Annotated in this window: 17 protein-coding genes; 10 read left to right on the top strand and 7 right to left on the bottom strand. The window is 72.8% G+C overall.

The window, feature by feature from the left end; all coding sequences use genetic code 11:
• Positions 1-3: 3 nt before the first annotated feature.
• Positions 4-285 carry an HPr family phosphocarrier protein gene (locus GXP76_RS01125; RefSeq protein WP_242569477.1) on the bottom strand — a complete coding sequence of 94 codons (282 nt, stop codon included), beginning with the start codon at positions 283-285 and terminating at the stop codon, positions 4-6.
• Positions 286-438: 153 nt separating this feature from the next.
• Here GXP76_RS01125 and GXP76_RS01120 point away from each other — a divergent pair, with 153 nt between their 5' ends.
• From GXP76_RS01120 to GXP76_RS01100, 5 genes are all read left to right on the top strand, one after another.
• Positions 439-3,288 carry a bifunctional GNAT family N-acetyltransferase/acetate--CoA ligase family protein gene (locus tag GXP76_RS01120; protein WP_242569476.1) on the top strand — a complete coding sequence of 950 codons (2,850 nt, stop codon included), beginning with the start codon at positions 439-441 and terminating at the stop codon, positions 3,286-3,288.
• A gap of 406 nt (positions 3,289-3,694) precedes the next feature.
• A complete protein-coding gene (locus GXP76_RS01115) occupies positions 3,695-4,294 on the top strand; it encodes a DUF5998 family protein (protein WP_242569475.1) in 600 nt (199 codons plus the stop codon).
• Positions 4,294-5,514: an alkaline phosphatase family protein gene (locus GXP76_RS01110; protein WP_242569474.1), complete on the top strand. Its 1,221-nt coding sequence runs from the start codon at positions 4,294-4,296 to the stop codon at positions 5,512-5,514. Before GXP76_RS01115 ends, GXP76_RS01110 begins: the two co-directional genes overlap by 1 nt.
• A gap of 102 nt (positions 5,515-5,616) precedes the next feature.
• Positions 5,617-6,267, top strand: a complete 651-nt coding sequence (locus tag GXP76_RS01105) for a thymidine kinase (protein WP_242569473.1) — start codon at positions 5,617-5,619, stop codon at positions 6,265-6,267.
• An 88-nt stretch (positions 6,268-6,355) separates the two neighbouring features.
• Positions 6,356-6,685 carry a DUF1801 domain-containing protein gene (locus GXP76_RS01100; RefSeq protein WP_242569472.1) on the top strand — a complete coding sequence of 110 codons (330 nt, stop codon included), beginning with the start codon at positions 6,356-6,358 and terminating at the stop codon, positions 6,683-6,685.
• 47 nt (positions 6,686-6,732) lie between these two features.
• Here the strand turns inward: GXP76_RS01100 and GXP76_RS01095 are convergent, their stop codons facing one another.
• Both GXP76_RS01095 and GXP76_RS01090 read right to left on the bottom strand, forming a co-directional pair.
• Positions 6,733-7,095: an arsenate reductase family protein gene (locus GXP76_RS01095; protein ID WP_242569471.1), complete on the bottom strand. Its 363-nt coding sequence runs from the start codon at positions 7,093-7,095 to the stop codon at positions 6,733-6,735.
• A gap of 59 nt (positions 7,096-7,154) precedes the next feature.
• Positions 7,155-7,967: a VOC family protein gene (locus tag GXP76_RS01090; protein ID WP_242569470.1), complete on the bottom strand. Its 813-nt coding sequence runs from the start codon at positions 7,965-7,967 to the stop codon at positions 7,155-7,157.
• Between the two features lie 254 nt (positions 7,968-8,221).
• Here GXP76_RS01090 and GXP76_RS01085 point away from each other — a divergent pair, with 254 nt between their 5' ends.
• Positions 8,222-9,058: a sulfurtransferase gene (locus tag GXP76_RS01085; protein ID WP_242569469.1), complete on the top strand. Its 837-nt coding sequence runs from the start codon at positions 8,222-8,224 to the stop codon at positions 9,056-9,058.
• 85 nt (positions 9,059-9,143) lie between these two features.
• Here GXP76_RS01085 and sepH read toward each other — a convergent pair whose 3' ends face one another.
• Positions 9,144-10,196: a septation protein SepH gene (gene sepH / locus GXP76_RS01080; RefSeq protein ID WP_242569468.1), complete on the bottom strand. Its 1,053-nt coding sequence runs from the start codon at positions 10,194-10,196 to the stop codon at positions 9,144-9,146.
• A 467-nt stretch (positions 10,197-10,663) separates the two neighbouring features.
• On the opposite strand from sepH, the gene GXP76_RS01075 reads away from it, so the two are divergent.
• A complete protein-coding gene (locus GXP76_RS01075; RefSeq protein ID WP_308354079.1) occupies positions 10,664-11,536 on the top strand; it encodes a hypothetical protein in 873 nt (290 codons plus the stop codon).
• Between the two features lie 109 nt (positions 11,537-11,645).
• Here the strand turns inward: GXP76_RS01075 and GXP76_RS01070 are convergent, their stop codons facing one another.
• Entirely contained in the window at positions 11,646-12,983 is a 1,338-nt protein-coding gene (locus GXP76_RS01070; RefSeq protein WP_242569467.1) for a D-arabinono-1,4-lactone oxidase, read from the bottom strand.
• On the bottom strand, positions 12,925-14,190 hold the full coding sequence (locus GXP76_RS01065) for an MFS transporter (protein ID WP_242569466.1): 1,266 nt from the start codon (positions 14,188-14,190) through the stop codon (positions 12,925-12,927). The genes GXP76_RS01070 and GXP76_RS01065 overlap by 59 nt, the downstream gene beginning before the upstream one ends.
• A 154-nt stretch (positions 14,191-14,344) precedes the next feature.
• Between GXP76_RS01065 and GXP76_RS01060 the strand changes: the two genes are divergently transcribed.
• Both GXP76_RS01060 and GXP76_RS01055 read left to right on the top strand, forming a co-directional pair.
• Positions 14,345-15,472 (top strand): ferrochelatase, encoded by a 1,128-nt coding sequence (locus GXP76_RS01060; protein ID WP_242569465.1) that lies wholly within the window; start codon positions 14,345-14,347, stop codon positions 15,470-15,472.
• Positions 15,473-15,551: 79 nt separating this feature from the next.
• Positions 15,552-16,376, top strand: coding sequence for an inositol monophosphatase family protein (locus GXP76_RS01055; protein WP_242569464.1), 825 nt, complete (start codon positions 15,552-15,554; stop codon positions 16,374-16,376).
• Between the two features lie 75 nt (positions 16,377-16,451).
• Here the strand turns inward: GXP76_RS01055 and GXP76_RS01050 are convergent, their stop codons facing one another.
• Positions 16,452-16,625, bottom strand: a complete 174-nt coding sequence (locus GXP76_RS01050) for a hypothetical protein (protein ID WP_187280419.1) — start codon at positions 16,623-16,625, stop codon at positions 16,452-16,454.
• Positions 16,626-16,982: 357 nt separating this feature from the next.
• Here GXP76_RS01050 and GXP76_RS01045 point away from each other — a divergent pair, with 357 nt between their 5' ends.
• Positions 16,983-17,636, top strand: coding sequence for a response regulator transcription factor (locus tag GXP76_RS01045; protein ID WP_023538150.1), 654 nt, complete (start codon positions 16,983-16,985; stop codon positions 17,634-17,636).
• Positions 17,637-17,641 lie beyond the last annotated feature (5 nt).

The raw sequence follows: 17,641 nt of genomic DNA, 5'->3' as shown, positions 1-17,641 counted from the left end.
GGGTCAGACGGTCTCGGGGAGCTCGTCCAGACCCTCGGAGACCAGCTTCGCCAGCCGGTCGAGCGCGACGTCCGCGCCGTCGACGTCGGAGGTCAGGACGATCTCGTCGCCGCCCTGCGCGCCCAGTCCCAGCACGGCGAGCATCGACGCCGCGTTGACCGGGCTGCCGTCGGCCTTGGCGATCGTCACCGGCACGCCGGAGGCCGTGGCGGCACGGACGAAGATGGAGGCGGGACGGGCGTGCAGGCCCTCGGCCCAGCCGACGTTGACGCGGCGCTCAGCCATGGTGTTGCCCTTCAAGTCACAGTTGTTGTCTAGACCAGTGTGCCACGCGGCCCCGGACGGTCCGGTGAGGCACCCCTGGGGTCTGTCGACAGACCCCAGCCTGCCCCTGCCGAGGACCCACCGCTACCCGTGTGCGCGCCGTAGGCTCTCCCCATGACGACGCCGTCACAGCACGCCTACCCCGATCACTGGGAAGCAGACGTGGTCCTGCGCGACGGGGGCACCGCGCGCGTGAGGCCCATCACCACCGACGACGCCGAGCGGCTGGTCAGCTTCTACGAACAGGTCTCCGACGAGTCGAAGTACTACCGCTTCTTCGCGCCCTACCCCCGGCTCTCCGACAAGGACGTCTACCGCTTCACCCACCACGACTACGTGGACCGGGTGGGACTCGCCGTGACCGTCGGCGGCGAGTTCGTCGCCACCGTCCGCTACGACCGGATCGACGACCGGGGGATGCCCGCGTCCGCGCCCGCCGACGAGGCCGAGGTCGCCTTCCTCGTCCAGGACGCGCACCAGGGGCGCGGGATCGCCTCGGCGCTTCTCGAACACATCGCCGCCGTCGCGCGCGAGCGGGGCATCAGGCGCTTCGCGGCGGAGGTACTGCCCGCCAACAACAAGATGATCAAGGTGTTCCGGGACGCCGGGTTCACCCAGCGGCGCAACTTCGAGGACGGCGCCGTCCGCCTGGTCCTCGACCTCGAACCGACCGCCGAGTCCCTCGCCGTCCAGCGCGGCCGCGAGCAGCGCGCCGAGGCACGCTCCGTACAGAGGCTGCTCGGCCCGTCGTCGGTGGCCGTCGTCGGCGCCGGACGCACGGCGGGCGGCGTCGGGCGGGCCGTACTGCGCAATCTCCTCGACGGGGGCTTCACGGGGCGGACGTACGCGGTGAACGTGGCCCTGCCCCCGGAGATCACCGAGATCGACGGGGTCCCGGCCGTGCGCTCCCTCGCGGAGATCGAGGAGCCCGTCGACCTCGCGATCGTCGCCGTCCCCGCCGGGCGGGTGCCCGAAGTCGTCGCCGACTGCGGCGAACACGGCGTCCAGGGCCTGGTCGTGCTCTCCGCCGGATACGCCGAGAGCGGGCCGGCCGGGCGGGAGCGGCAGCGCGAACTGGTGCGGCAGGCACGGTCGTACGGGATGCGGGTCATCGGACCCAACGCGTTCGGCGTCATCAACACCGGACCGCCCGTCCGGATGAACGCCTCGCTCGCGCCCGAGACGCCGGGCCGGGGGCGGATCGGTCTCTTCACCCAGTCGGGCGCGATCGGCATCGCGCTCCTCGCCGGGCTGGTCCGGCGCGGCGCGGGCGTGTCCACCTTCATCTCGGCGGGCAACCGCGCGGACGTCTCGGGCAACGACTTCCTCCAGTACTGGCACGACGACCCGGACACCGACGTCGTGCTGCTCTACCTCGAATCGATCGGCAACCCGCGGAAGTTCACCCGTCTCGCCCGGCGCACCGGGGCGACGAAACCGGTCGTCGTCGCCAAGGGCGCGCGGCACAGCGGCAGCGCGCCGCCCGGGCACGCGGTGCCCGTCACCGGCATCCCGGACGCGACCGTCTCGGCGCTGCTCAGCCAGGCGGGCGTGATCCGCGTGGACACCGTCACGGAGCTGGTGGACGCCGGGCTCCTGCTCGCAGCCCAGCCCCTGCCGGCCGGCCCCCGTGTCGCGATCCTCGGCAACTCCGAATCGCTGGGCCTCCTTACGTACGACGCCTGCCTGACCGAAGGTCTGCGCCCGCTCCCACCGCTCGACCTCACGACGTCGGCCCGCCCCGAGGACTTCCGTACGGCGCTGGCCGCGGCGCTGGCCGACCCGGGCTGCGACGCGGTCGTCGTCACGGCGATCCCCTGGGTCGGCGAGGACGGCGCGGTGGAGTCGGACGACGGCGAGGTCCTGGCGACGGCGCTCCGCGAGGCGGCGGGCCCGACGGCGCCGGAGAAACCGGTGACGGTGGTCCACGTCGAGATCAGCGGCCTCGCGAACGCCCTCTCGGCGGCCTCGACGACGGCGCCCCGCCGGGGACCGGCGACGGGAGCGGGCACCGCGCCGGACACCCCGCCGCCCGCGCCCGAGCCGGCCGGGGCCACTCCCGCGCAGCCCCGGGAGCCCGGCACCGCACCCCGGCGGATCCCCGCCTACCCGGCGGCCGAGCGCGCCGTGCGCGCGCTCGGCCGGGCCGTCACGTACGCGCAGTGGCGGCGGCAGGCGGCGGAGCCCGGCAAGGTGCCCGAGTACGACGACATCGACGAGACCGGAGCCGCCGGGCTCATCGACCGGATTCTCGGCGACGCGCACCCCGACCCGCACGGGATGAGCCTGGGCGACGACGACGCCCGGGAACTGCTCGCGCGGTACGGGATCTCCGTACGGCCCACTCTCCCCGCGCCCGGACCCGACGAAGCCGCCGAGGCCGCCGCGCGGCTCGGATACCCGGTCGCGCTCAAGACCACCGCGCCGCATCTGCGCCACCGGGCCGACCTCGGAGGCGTACGGCTCGACCTCCCGGACGAGGAGCGGCTGCGGGCGGCGTACCGCGAACTCACCGGGCTGCTCGGCGAGCCCGCCGAACTGCGGCCCGTCGTCCAGGCGATGGCGCCGCGCGGGGTGGACACCGTCGTGAGCGCCGTCATCGACCCGGCCGCCGGCGCCGTCCTCTCGTTCGGGCTGGCCGGGGTGGTCTCCGAACTGCTGGGGGACGTGGCGCACCGGCTGGTCCCCGTCACCGACCGCGAAGCCGCGGAACTGCTCCGGTCCGTCCGGACGGCGCCGCTCCTCTTCGGCTGGCGCGGCTCCGCGCCCGTCGACACGGCCGCCCTCGAAGAACTGCTGCTCCGGGTGTCCCGGCTCGTCGACGACCACCCGGAGATCGTGTCCGTCGCGCTGGAACCGGTGGTCGTCGCGACGCAGGGCCTCTCGGTGCTCGGCGCGAGCGTCCGACTCGCCCCGCCCCCGTCCCACGACGACCTCGGCCCCCGCCGCCTGCCGAGCTATTAGGCCGGGTCCGACCAATCCCGCCTGGCCGGCGGCGTCCGGCACGGCGCCCCGCCGCTTGTCGGACCCGGCCGGGTACGCCCGGTACGGGCCCGACCCTCCGCCTTGCGATGCACCGCACCAACACCGCCGGCCCCGCCTTGCGGGCGGACGTCGCTATGTGTCGGGCCCGGCCCAGGACCCGTCCTCCACGAGGGCCTGCCCTCAGTCGCCGGGCGGGCTCATGAAGCCCGCCCGGCGACTGAGGGCGAACCGGTCACCGCGCGGACCCGGTGCGGCAAACGCGGCCGGAGCCCGGGGACCGGCCCGGAGCGATCCCGGCACGTCACGACTCGGCCGCCCACCCGCTTCCGCCTCCGGCGGACTCGCGCGGTGCGGGCCATACATCCCGTCACCGTAGGATGGGGACATGGCGAAGACCGGTACGACGACCCAGGGGCTGCGCACGGCGATCGAGCGCAGCGGCTACTACCCGGCTCTCGTGGCCGAGGCGGTCGAGGCCGCTGTCGGCGGCGAGCCGATCGCGTCGTATCTGGTGCACCAGGAGACGACCTTCGACTCCAACGAGGTCCGCAGGCATGTCACCGTCCTCGTCCTCACGGCCCACCGCTTCATCGTCAGCCACACCGACGAGCAGGCCGCCGACACCAGTTCGCCGACCCCGTACGCCACCACCTCGACCGAGTCGGTCAAGCTGGACCGGATCTCGTCCGTCGTGGTCAGCCGCGTCGTGGCGAACCCGGAGTCGTACACCCCCGGCACCCTGCCCCGCGAGGTCGTCCTCACCATCGGCTGGGGCGCCGTCTCCCGGATCGATCTGGAGCCCGCCGCCTGCGGCGACCCCAACTGCGAGGCGGACCACGGCTACACGGGCAACTCCACCGCCGACGACCTGAGCCTGCGCGTCAGCGAGGCCGGTGACGGACCCGACACCGTACGGCAGACGCTCGTCTTCGCCCAGTCGCTCTCCGAAGCCACCGCGGCCACCCCGTCGTCGACCGGCCGTTGATGGCCGCCCCGCCCACCGCCTGGCAGGACCCTGTCCCGCTCGCACTGGACACCGCGCCCGTCCCCGAGTACGGCGGCGGCTCGCTCGCCGATCTGCTGCCCACGCTCGTCGCGGGCCAGGGCGTCGCCGTCCCGGGCGCCGCCCACGGCGCCCCGGCCGCCGTGATCCCCGAACTCACCCCGGCCGACCGCAACTGCGTCTTCCTGATCGACGGCCTCGGCTGGCAGCAGATCAAGGACCACCCCGACGAGGCGCCGTATCTGACGTCGCTGCTGGGCACTTCACGCGGCGGCACCGGCCGGCCGATCACCGTCGGCTTCCCCGCCACCACCGCCACGTCCCTCGCCTCCGTCGGCACGGGTCTGCCCCCCGGAGCCCACGGTCTGCCCGGCTACACCGTGCGCGACCCCGCCACCGGTGCGCTGATGAACCAGCTGCGCTGGCGTCCGTGGACCGACCCGCACCTCTGGCAGCCGTACCCCACGATCTTCCAGCTCGCCGACGCGGCAGGCATCCACACCGCGCAGGTCTCGTCCCCGACCTTCGAACGCACCCCGCTCACCGACATCGCCCTGAGCGGCGGCACCTTCCACGGCCGCCTCTCCGGCGAGGAGCGGATGGACCTCGCCGCCGCCCAACTGGCCGCGGGGGACCAGTCGCTGGTCTACACGTACTACAGCGAGGTCGACGGCAAGGGCCACAAGTTCGGCATGGACTCCGACGCCTGGCGCGGCCAGCTCATGTACGTGGACCGGCTCGCCCAGCGTCTCGCCGAGCAACTGCCGCCCCGGTCCGCGCTGTACGTCACCGCCGACCACGGCATGATCGACATCCCCTTCGACGAGCGGTCGCGCATCGACTTCGACGAGGACTGGGAGCTGCGCGCCGGTGTCGCGCTCCTCGGCGGCGAGGGCCGGGCCCGGCACGTCTACGCGGTGCCCGGCGCCGAGGCGGACGTCCTCGCCGTCTGGCGCGAGGTGCTCGGCGAACAGTTCTGGGTCGCGAGCCGCGACGAGGCCGTCGCGGCGGGCTGGTTCGGCCCGCCCGGCACGGTGGAGGAGCGGGTACGCGGCAGGATCGGCGACGTCGTGGCGGCCGCGCACGACGACGTGGTGATCACCGCGTCCGTCAACGAGCCGCGCGAGTCCCGGATGGTCGGGATGCACGGCTCGATGACCCCCGTCGAGCAGTTGGTGCCGCTCCTCGAAGTACGCTCGTAACCGCCCGTCCCGGTAGCGCCCCGGCGTACCCGCCTGCGGACACCGCCCCGCACCGGCGCGCGCCGTCCGCCCCGCCCGTATCTGAAAGGCCGTCACTTCCTCATGCCCGAGCTGGTGTTCTTCTCCGGAACGATGGACTGCGGAAAGAGCACCCTGGCTCTTCAGATCGAGCACAACCGCTCCGCCCGCGGCCTGCTGGGCATGATCTTCACGCGTGACGACCGCGCGGGCGAGGGCAAGCTCTCCTCGCGGCTCGGTCTGGTCACCGACGCCGTCGAGGCCGCGGACGGCTTCGACTTCTACGCGTACATAGTCGACCGCCTCTCCCAGGGCGGCCGTTGCGACTACGTCATCGCCGACGAGGCGCAGTTCCTCGCGCCCGGTCAGATCGACCAGCTCGCCCGTGTCGTGGACGACCTCGACCTGGACGTCTTCGCGTTCGGCATCACCACCGACTTCCGCACCGAGCTCTTCCCCGGCTCCCGGCGCCTGGTGGAACTCGCCGACCGCGTCGAGGTCCTCCAGGTCGAGGCGCTGTGCTGGTGCGGCGCGCGCGCCACCCACAACGCCCGCACCGTCGGCGGGCAGATGGTGGTCGAGGGCGCGCAGGTGGTGGTCGGCGACGTGCACCAGTCCGCGGACGAGGTCGGCTACGAGGTGCTCTGCCGCCGTCATCACCGGCGCCGGATGACCAGCGGTTCCGTCCGGGCTGGCGCGCTCTCGCCGGACGTCCTGCCGGTGGCCTCCGACTGAGACCGTCCGGCCGGACCGGTGGATGAGGTCCGCGGACGCGGCATATCCTCATGGAATGCAGAGCGAGGCAAGCGATATCGAAGGCTATATGACTGAGGTTCCTCAGGAACGCAGGGCTGTCCTGGCCCGGCTGCGGCAGCTGTGCCAGGAGGAGCTGGCGGGCTTCGACGAGGTCATGGCGTACGGGATGCCCGCCTACGAGCGGGACGGCGCCTGCGAGATCGCGTTCGCGAGCCAGAAGCGGTACATCTCCTTCTACCTCATGCGCAGCGACGTCCGCGAGGCGTTCACGGATCGGCTCGCCGGACAGGACATGGGCAAGGGCTGCCTGCGGTTCCGCAAGCCGGAGAGCGTCGACCTCGACCTGGTGCGCGATCTGCTCAAGGCCACCGCTGCCCGGCCCGGCGCGATCTGCTGACACCGCCCCCCCCGGATCTCCCCGCCGGCCGGGGTGACGGCGGGCCCCTACGACCGGCCGAGTGCGTCCCGTACCGCCTCGTCCGTGCGCGCCACCACGGCCGTACCGTCCTCCGCCGTGATGATCGGCCGCTGGATCAGCTTCGGATGCGCCGCGAGCGCCGAGATCCACCGCTCCCGCGAGCCGGCGTCCCGCGCCCACTCCCCGACGCCCAGCTCCTTCGCGTCGGCCTCCCCGGTCCGGGTGATCTCCCAGGGTTCCAGCCCGAGGCGTCCGAGCACGGCCCGGATCTCGTCCTCGGACGGCACGTCCTCCAGGTAGCGGCGGACGGTGTACGAGGCACCCTCCTCGTCGAGCAGCGTCAGCGCGCCCCGGCACTTCGAGCAGGCGGGATTGATCCAGATCTCCATGGCTCGAACGGTACGGCAAACGCCCCGGACAGGGCACTCGTGCCGGCGCGGACCGGCCGTCAGCGAGCGGCCGACCGCACCACACTGAAGACCGCGCCCTCCGGGTCCGTCACCGTCGCCACCCGTCCCGCCGCCGTCTCCCGCGGCCGGTCGATCACATGCCCGCCCAACTCGGTGACGCGCAGCGCCGATGCGTCCGTGTCGTCCACCTCGAAGTACGTCATCCAGTGCGAGCCACGAACCCGCTCCAGGCCCTCGCCCACTCCGCGCAGCGTCGCCACCGGGTGCCCGTCGAGGCGCAGCGTCAGTACGTCCGCCCCGTCCCGCCCGGTCGTCTCCACGTCGTAGCCGAAGACCGACCGGTAGAACGTGCCGGCCCACGCGGCCTCGTGCGTCACCAACTCGTTCCGGACCGGCATGCCGTGCGCTCCCGGTCCGGCTTCCGCTCCGGACTCCAGGAAGCCGGAGCCCGCGCCGGCGCGCGCCTGCGCCTGCCGGATGCCGAAGACCGCGCCGGCCGGATCCGACGCGATCGCGACGCGCCCGTCCACGCCCGTGTCGAGCGGTCCCACCCCGACGGTGCCGCCGCAGCATCTGACCGCCTCCGCCGTCATGTCGGCGTCGTCCGTCGCCAGATACGTCGTCCACGCGAGCGGCAGCCGCCGCTCCGGCGGCAGTTGGCCGATACCGGCGACCTCCTGTCCGTCGAGCACGCCGCGTACGTACGCGCTCAACGGCTCAGGCCCGGGCACGCGGACGAACTTCCAGCCGAAGAGGCCTCCGTAGAAGTCCTGTGCCGCGCCAAGGTCGTGCACCATCAGACTCACCCAGCACGGCGTGCCGGGTCTGTGCCGGATCGCTGCCTCGGTCATCGTCACTCTCCCCTCGGACCGTTCGGGGACGGTCGTGATCGCGATGGGCAGGCGGAGAACGGGCCGCGCGCCTCGGGCGGCGCGGCCGGTTGCCCGAGCATGGTTCCATTCCCCGCCGCGCGCCGCGCCCCGGCCGCGCCGCTTTTGGCGCGATCCAGCAAGAGGATGACTGTTTTGACATTCACGTAACGTGTCCGTGGTGTCACGCACCGGGGCGGAGTCGAACGCCCTTGCCGGTGCGCGAGGATGGCCGCATGACAGTCATCATCTCCGCGTCCGAACTCGCCGGTCTGACGGCCGGCCCCAAGCCGCCCGTGCTGCTCGACGTCCGCTACGCGCCCGGGGCCCCGCCCGGCCGCCCGGAGTACGAGGCGGGCCATCTGCCCGGCGCCGTGTTCGTCGACCTCGAAGCGGAACTGTCCGGCCCGCCCGGCGCCGGTGGCCGTCACCCGCTGCCCGGCGTCGCGGCGTTCGGCGCGGTGATGCGCCGCGCGGGCGTCTCGGCCGGGACACCCGTCGTCGTCTACGACGGAGGCCAGGGCTGGGCGGCGGCCCGCGCGTGGTGGATGCTGCGCTGGGCCGGCCACCGCGACGTACGGGTGCTGGACGGCGGACTCCCGGGCTGGGACGGCCCGTTGACCACCGAGATCCCGGTCCCGGACGAGGGCGACTTCAGCCCCGTACCGGGTTCGCTTCCGCTGCTCGACGCGGAGGGCGCCGCGGCGCTGGCCCGCGAGGGGCTGCTGCTGGACGCGCGGGCGGCGGAGCGCTACCGGGGCGACGTCGAACCGCTGGACCGCGTCGGCGGACACATTCCGGGCGCGGTCTCCGCGCCCACGTCGGAGAACGTCGGTCCGGACGGCCGTTTCCTCCCGGCCGAAACGCTGGCGGCCCGGTTCAAGGCGCTGGGCGCGACGGCCGGTTCGGGCGGCCCCGAGGTCGGCGTGTACTGCGGCTCCGGGGTCTCCGCGGCACACCAGTTGGTGGCGCTGGAGATCGCGGGCATTCCCGCCGCGCTGTACGCCGGATCCTGGTCGGAGTGGACGGCGGACACCTCGCGGCCGGTGGCGACGGGCCCCGATCCCGAGTAACGGAGCGGGCGATCAGGAACGGACGGCCGGGGCGGTACGCGTGCGTCGCGTACCGCCCCGGCCGAACCGGCTGCTCCGGTCCCGCTCAGTCCTGCTTCTTGCGGCGCGTGCCGAAGACGATCTCGTCCCAGCTCGGCACGGCGGCACGGCGGCCCGGCCGTACGCCGTCGGCCTCCGCCTGACGGTCCGTCGTACCGGTCAGCCGGTCGCGGTGGCCCGCCACCGAACGCGGCATCAGCACATCCGCGTACGCGGACCCCGCGCCCGCCGAGGCGGCCGGTGCCACCGGCTCCTCCTCGTCGTCCACCTGACCGGGCTCGATCGCCGGCGGCTCGGGCGGCGACGGCCGCTCCGGGACCACCATGTCGCCACGGAAGCTCGGCACCGCCTCCAGCAGGCTGGTCAGGGTGTCGCGCTCGCTGGTGTCCTCGTCCGGGTCCGGCGCCGCCGACCGCTCCGTCTGCCGTTCCAGCGCGCGGTCGAGGGGCCGTTCACGATCCCTCGGCAGCCGTGCGATGCGCGGTACGAACGGAAAGCTCGGCTCCTTCGTACCGGCGGCCAGCGAGTCGTCCGTCTCGCCGATCAGCGAGCGCGCCTCGTCGTCGACCGCCTGGACGAGCCGCCGGGGCGGGTCGTACGTCCAGCACGCCGAGTGCGGTTCGCCCGCGACCCGGTAGACGAGCAGGACCTCCCAGGTGCCGTCGTCGCGGCGCCACGAGTCCCACTGCGCGGTCTCCTTCTCGGCGCCGCGCATCAGCAGCCGCTCGTTCACCGCCTCGCCCAGCTGCGGACCGGTGTTCTCGCCAGGACGGCGCACCGCCGTCTTCCTGGCGCGCTCGGCCATGAAGGCGCGCTCGGCCAGCACGGGACCCTCGAAGCGCCGGACCCGGTCGACCGGGATCCCGGCCATCTGGGCGACCTCCTCGGCGGAGGCTCCGGACCGTATCCGCGCCTGGATGTCACGGGGCCTGAGGTGGCTCTCCACCTCGATCTCGATCTGGCCGAGGCGAGCGCGGTCGTTGCGTACGGCGGCCCGCAGCCGCTCGTCGATGGGGAGCGTGTACTCCGTGCTGTCGGCAGCCTTGAGCACCAGTCGTGTGCCGTCGTTGGAGACGGCCACGACACGCAGTTCGGGCATGGGGACCTCCCGGGTGGTGCCTGCCGACGTCACGTGCGTCGCTGCTTCCGCTAGTCGAGTGTGACTTGCCCGGGTGCAGCCTGCCACAACCTTGCCGAGTTGCCCGGCGTGTCGGGCATGGGCCCTGGAACGCCGTCATGACACGGTTGCCTGTTTGCGACTCAGAGTGACAGACCCGGTCACGCTGTGTAGCAGGCGCCCGTGCGGTGCCTTCGCGCCGCCGGGTCGAGTGCCAACTTCGGCCCCCTCCCGTAGACCCGGACACCTGTGAAGGAGTCCGGCCCCAGGGCTCGCCACAGTACTCCATTCGGGCCATCGGGGTGGACTGCCACGCCACCGAAGTTCTCCCGGAGTAGGGGAGTTGAGGGGGTGTCCGTATCCCTCGTACGTGTCCCAATTCACACAACCTCCACAAGTGGAACTATCCGATTCGCTCAAAAGTCCCTTCTTGGTGCACGGTGGCACAGATGGGCGAGCAGAGGCTGGAGATGGATCAGAGGCGGAACCCGGACGTCCGGGCCGGTGACGGGGTGGCGACGCAACGGCTCGAACTGAGCCTGCCGCAGGTCGCGGGCAGCGCGCTCGCGGCGATCGCGGCGGCGGTCTTCGCCTCGAAGCTCGGGGTGTACGGGACGATCATCGGCGCCGGAGTGGTGAGCGTGATCGCCACCTGTGGCGGCACCGTCTTCCAGCATCTGTTCCGGCGCACCGGTGACCAGATACGCGAGGTCTCGGTCCAGGTGAAGCCGAGGGCCCGCCAGGTGTACGACGCCGAACCGGCCCCCGCCCCGCCCCCGGCGCCCGCGGCCGCGCCTCCTCAGGAGGCCGCCGCCGGGGACGAGTTCGGGGGAGCGACCACGTACGGCACCCGGGTACGCGGGTGGAAGCGGCCCGTCGCCGCCGCCGCGGTCGTCTTCGCCGTGGCGATGCTCGCCATCACCGGCTACGAACTGGCCGCCGGACAGGACCTGAGCGGCGGCAAGGGGACGACGTTCAGCTCCGTCGTACGGGGCGGGGACACCGGCGGAGGCTCCGCGCCCGACGGGCCGGCCGGACCGCGGGACGGCGGACCGGCCCCCTCCGGCGACGGCACGGGGACGGACAGGGACAAGGGCACCGGGACCGACGGGACCCCGACCCCGACTCCGACCCCCTCCGCACCCGGCACCGGGCAGAACCACGACCCGAACCCGAACCCGCCCGGGGACGGCGGCCCTTCGACCGCCCCGACACCGGAGCCGCCCCGACCGGACGGCGGATCCGGAGACTCGTCGGGCGAGGACATCTCGCCACCGACGCACGAGTCCACGGTCCCGTCACCCCTGGCCCCGTCGCCGTAGGGCCTGTCCTCAATCGCCGGACGGGCCGCAAATGCAGCCCGTCCGGCGATTGAGGGCAAACCGGCCACCGGGCGGACCCGGTCGGACGATCCCCGGCGCGACGCGGCCCTTACGCGCCGATGACCCGCCGCAGATACGGGTTCCCGAACAGCCGCTCCGGGTCGAGCCGGTCGCGTACCGCCGTGAACTCCTCGAAGCGCGGATAGACCCCGGCCAGATACGCCGCGTCCCGCGTGTGCACCTTGCCCCAGTGCGGCCGCCCGCCGTGCGCGGTCATGATCCGTTCCACCGCCGTGAAGTACGAGCGGTACGGCGTGCCCCGGTACAGATGCACCGCGACGTACGCCGTCTCACGCCCCGACGCCGTCGACAGCGGGATGTCGTCGGCCGGCGCGGTCCGCACCTCCACCGGGAAACTCACCCGCAGGGGGGACCGCTCGATCATCGCCTTGACCTCGCGCAGGGCACCCACCGCCGACTCGCGCGGCAGGGCGTACTCCATCTCCACGAAGCGCACGCGGCGCGGGCTCGTGAAGACCTTGTAAGGAATGTCCGTGTACAGACGCGCGGAGAGGGCCCGGCTGGAGACCCGGGCGATCGCGGGGATGGTCCCGGGCACCGCGCGGCCGAGCGAACAGGCCACCTGGAACAGCCCGTTGGAGAGGAGTTCGTCCTCGATCCAGCCTCTGACCGGGCCGGGAGGGGCCGCCGGTCCGGCGCTGCGGTTGTTGCGCTTGGTGTTGCAGTTGCCGGTGTGCGGAAACCAGTAGAACTCGAAGTGCTCGTTCTCGGCGACGAGCGCGTCGAAGTCGGATGTCACCCGGTCGAAGGACATCGGCTCCTCGCGAGCCGTCAGCAGGAAGACCGGCTCGACGGAGAAGGTGATCGCGGAGACGACACCCAGCGCGCCCAGTCCGATCCGGGCGCTCGCGAAGACGTCCGGATTCTCGTCCGGGGAGCAGGTCAGGACCGTCCCGTCCGCCGTGACGAGTTCGAGCGCCCGGATCTGCGCGGCGATCGACGCCGACTCGCGGCCGGTGCCGTGCGTGCCCGTGGACGTCGCGCCGGCGACGGTCTGATCCATGATGTCGCCCATGTTGGTGAGCGACAGGCCCTCTCTGGCCAGGGCCTCGTTCAGCCGTTTCAGCGGGGTGCCCGCCTCCACGGTGACGGTGCCGGCCTTCCGGTCGACCGCCCGGATGCCGGTGAGCAGATCGGGCCGTATCAGCAGGCCGTCGGTGGCGGCGGCGGAGGTGAACGAGTGCCCCGTCCCCACCGCCTTGACCCGCAGTCCGTCCTCGGCGGCCGTACGGATCACGTCGGCCAGCTCCGCCACGGAGGCGGGGGAGGACGTGCGGGCGGGACGCGCGCTCACGTTCCCCGCCCAGTTACGCCAGGTGCTTGTCGCGTTCCTCGTCGCCGCCGCGCCCGTACCGGTATTGGTCATCAGCCCCGCGCCCCTCCCCATCCGTTGACCGCTCCAGCAGCCTGCGGTGACCCGGCAGCGCCACCAGGGCCGCGACCGCTCCCGCCACGACGGGCACAGCGAACCCCGTCCGCGCCCCCCAGGCGTCGACCACCCATCCCCCCGCGGACGAGCCGAGCGCCACTCCGACGGCGAGTCCGGTACTGGTCCAGGTCATGCCCTCGGTGAGCTTGGTACGAGGTACGTGCGCTTCGACGAGGGCCATCGTCGTCACCATCGTGGGGGCGACCGACAGGCCGGCGACGAAGAGCGCCACGGCCAGAAGCGGCAGACTCCCGGCCAGTTGGAGGGGGATCATACTCACGGCCATCACACAGACTCCCACCAGCCACCTCCTGGACGCGCTGCCCCGAAGGTGCAGCAGCCCGAAGACGGCGCCGGCGAGGCAGGAGCCGAGCGCGTACACGGCCAGCACGAGGCTCGCCGCCGCCTTGTTCCCCCGCTCCTCCGCGAACGCCACGGTCACCACGTCGACGGCGCCGAAGATCGCGCCGGTCGCCACGAACGTGACCACCAGCACCCGCAGACCGGGGGAGCGCAGCGCGGTGCCCCCGGTGTGGTGCTCGCGTGACTGCGGCACCGGCTCGGTGGCCCGCTGCGCGGTCAGCCAGAAGACCCCCACCAGCAGGAAGAGCGCGGCCAGCAGCGGACCCGCCTCCGGGAACCAGGCCGTGGACAGACCGATCGAGATGATCGGGCCGAAGATGAAGCACACCTCGTCGACGATCGACTCCCAGGCGTACGCGGCGTGCAGCTCGCGCGGCGAGCCCCGGTAGATCTCCGCCCACCGCGCCCGGACCATCGACCCCACGCTCGGTACACAGCCCGCGCCCGCGGCGAAGACGAAGAGTGTCCACTCGGGCGCCGAGCGCTGGGCGCACACCAGCAGTCCGGCGACGGCCGTCACGGCGGTCAGCGCGGCCGGCCGCAGCACCCGGCGCTGGCCGTGCCGGTCCACCAGCCGCGAGATCAGCGGACCCATCCCGGCGGCGGACAGCGCCAGTGTCGCCGACAGCGCGCCCGCCAGCCCGTAGCGCCCGGTGAGCTGGGAGATCATCGTCACGACGCCGATGCCCATCATCGCCAGCGGCATCCGGCCGACGAGGCCGGCCGCGCTGAATCCCCGGGTGCCGGGGGCGGCGAAGATCGCGCGGTAGGGACTGGCCACGGGTCGCTCCGTCGGGCGCTGTCGCGAGTGACGGCGCGTACGGCCGCTGACCACTGGCGGTAAGGAATGAACAGGCCCAGACAGCTTACGGCCCGGCGGCGCCCGAGCGCGCCGCGATTTACCGCCGCCCAGCGGCGGATGGCAGGATCGGGACATGCCCGAACAGCGTGCGACTTCTCCCTACGACGCCCTTCTCCTGCTGTCCTTCGGCGGCCCCGAAGGCCCGGACGACGTGGTTCCGTTTCTCCGGAACGTGACGCGTGGCCGGGGCATCCCCGAGGAGCGGCTGAAGGAAGTCGGGCAGCACTACTTCCTGTTCGGCGGGGTCAGTCCGATCAACGAGCAGAACCGCGTCCTGCTCCGGGCGCTGCGCGAGGACTTCGCCGAGAACGGCCTGGAACTGCCCGTCTACTGGGGCAACCGCAACTGGACGCCGTATCTGACCGACACCCTGCGGGAGATGACCCGGGACGGCAGGCGCCGCGTCGCCGTCCTGGCCACCAGCGCCTACGCCTCCTACTCAGGCTGCCGCCAGTACCGCGAAAACCTCGCGGACGCGCTCGCCACACTCGTGGACGAGGGCCTGGAGCCGCCTCGTGTCGACAAACTGCGGCACTACTTCAACCACCCCGGCTTCGTACGGCCCATGGCCGACAGCGTGCTCGCGTCCCTCGCCGACCTGCCCGAGGACGTGCGCGCGGGCGCGCACCTCGCCTTCACCACCCACTCCGTGCCGGTGGCCGCGGCCGACACCTCGGGCCGCGCCGAGGACCACGGCGACGGCGGCGCGTACGTCGCCCAGCACCTCGACGTGGCGAAGCTGATCGCCGGCACGGTGCGCGAGGAGACCGGCGTCGAACACCCCTGGCGGCTCGTCTACCAGTCCCGCAGCGGCGCCCCGCACATCCCGTGGCTGGAGCCCGACATCTGCGACCACCTGGAGGATCTGCACGGTGCGGGCGCCCCGGCGGTCGTGATGGTGCCCATCGGGTTCGTCTCGGACCACATGGAGGTGCTGTACGACCTCGACACCGAGGCCACGGCGAAGGCCGCCGAACTCGGCCTGCCCGTCCGGCGTTCGGCGACCGTCGGTGCCGACGGGCGGTTCGTCGCGGCCGTTCGCGATCTGCTCCTGGAGCGCGCGGCGGCCGAGCGCGGGCGCCCGGTGGAGCGGTGCGCGCTCGGGGCGCTCGGTCCCAGCCACGACGTCTGCCCCGTCGGCTGCTGTCCCGCCAGGGCGCCCCGGCCGGCCGCCGCGGGCGCCGACAGCCCGTACGCCTGACGCCCCGCGTGCCGTACGCACCGCCCCCGTCCCGCCACCCGTCCCACCGCCCGGTTCCCTCCCGAGGAGTGACCTGCCCGTGACCGAGTCCCGCCCGGACGTCGACACCGACGCCCTCACCTCCGAACTGCTCGCCCTCGCCCTGGAGGCCGCGAGCCGGGCCGGGGCGCTGCTGCGCGACGGACGCCCCGCCGACCTCGGGGTGGCCGCGACGAAGTCCAGCCCCATCGACGTCGTCACGGAGATGGACATCGCGGCCGAGAAGCTGATCACCGGATTCCTGGCCGAGAACCGCCCCGACGACGGCTTCCTCGGTGAGGAGGGCGCCAGTTCGGCGGGCAGCAGCGGCGTCCGCTGGGTGATCGACCCGCTGGACGGCACCGTCAACTATCTGTACGGGCTGCCGACCTGGGCCGTCTCCATCGCCGCCGAACGCGACGGCGTTACGCTCGTCGGCGTCGTCGAGGCCCCGATGCGCCGCGAGACCTTCCGGGCCGTGCTCGGCGGCGGCGCGTACCTCAACGACCGGCCGGTGCGCTGCCGCCCCGCACCGCCGCTGGAGCAGGCGCTGGTCTCGACGGGCTTCAACTACGTCACCGCTGTCCGCGCCCACCAGGCGTCCGTGGCGCAGCGGCTGATCCCCCAGCTGCGCGACATCCGGCGCGGCGGCTCGGCGGCCGTGGATCTGTGCGACCTCGCGGCGGGCCGGCTCGACGGCTACTACGAACGCGGGCTGTATCCGTGGGACCTCGCGGCCGGCGATCTCGTCGCACGCGAGGCGGGCGCGCTCACCGGCGGCCGTCCCGGCACCCCGGCCGACGGCGACCTCACGGTCGCGGCCACCCCCGGCGTCTTCGAACCGCTCCAGGCGCTGCTGGAGGAGTACGGCGCCTGGCACGACTGACCCGCCGGGCGACCCGGCCCGGACATGGAAGGACCCCGGCACCGTCCCATGGTGCCGGGGTCCTTCCCGCGTGGGTCACACGTTGGCGGCGCCGAATTGAACGCCGTGCTCGGCCGCGAGGCGGTGCAGGTCCTCCAGCTCCTCCTGCTCGACCTCCGCGAGGAAGTCGTCGCCCGTCTCACGAGCTCGTGTGAGATCGGATTCCGTGGCCCTTATGCGCTGCAGAAGACCTGCGGTGAATGCGTCCATTGCGCCCCCTCGGCGTGGGTCGATGGCACGGGGGTGTGCCGACGTCGTGGTCAAGTGGCACCTGGAAGTGCCGACGGCGGTCGATCACGCACCACTCCCTCTGGGGGACAGAGCGGGTAGTGGCATGCCACGTGAAGGGCGTGATCTCTGGTGTGCACTCGTCATCCCCAGGGCGTGTCCGGGAGAAACCTCTCTTCATTCAAGAATCTTGCGTATTCCTTCCGTATGCCGGACGGACGGCATTGTCTTACCGCCGGTTTATGCGCGTAGCGGGCAGGATGGGCCCGCACAACCAGTGCTACGACCTGCCCGGTTCCCCGGATCACCGGCGATGGGCCCCACAGGAAGGACAGCGACGTGCGCGTACTCGTCGTCGAGGACGAGCAGCTGCTCGCCGATGCGGTGGCCACCGGGCTGCGCCGGGAGGCCATGGCCGTCGACGTCGTGTACGACGGCGCCGCGGCCCTGGAGCGGATCGGGGTCAACGACTACGACGTCGTCGTGCTGGACCGGGACCTTCCGCTGATCCACGGCGACGACGTCTGCCGCAAGATCGTCGAACTGGGCATGCCCACGCGGGTACTGATGCTCACCGCGTCCGGTGACGTCAGCGACCGGGTCGAGGGCCTGGAGCTGGGCGCCGACGACTACCTTCCGAAGCCGTTCGCCTTCACCGAGCTCACCGCGCGCGTGCGCGCCCTCGGCCGCCGTACGACCGTCCCGCTGCCGCCGGTCCTCGAACGGTCGGGCATCAAGCTCGACCCGAACCGCCGCGAGGTCTTCCGGGACGGCAAGGAGATCCAGCTCGCGCCCAAGGAGTTCGCCGTCCTCGAAGTGCTGATGCGCAGCGAGGGCGCGGTGGTCTCCGCCGAGCAGCTTCTGGAGAAGGCCTGGGACGAGAACACCGACCCGTTCACCAATGTCGTGCGCGTCACGGTCATGACGCTGCGCCGCAAGCTCGGCGAGCCGCCCGTGATCGTCACCGTGCCCGGCTCCGGCTACCGGATCTGATGCCC

It is taken from the genome of Streptomyces sp. NP-1717, assembly GCF_022695985.1.
Taxonomy (GTDB): domain Bacteria; phylum Actinomycetota; class Actinomycetes; order Streptomycetales; family Streptomycetaceae; genus Streptomyces.
Note: the sequence above shows the minus strand (reverse complement) of the source record. Positions and strands in the feature narration are given on the sequence as shown.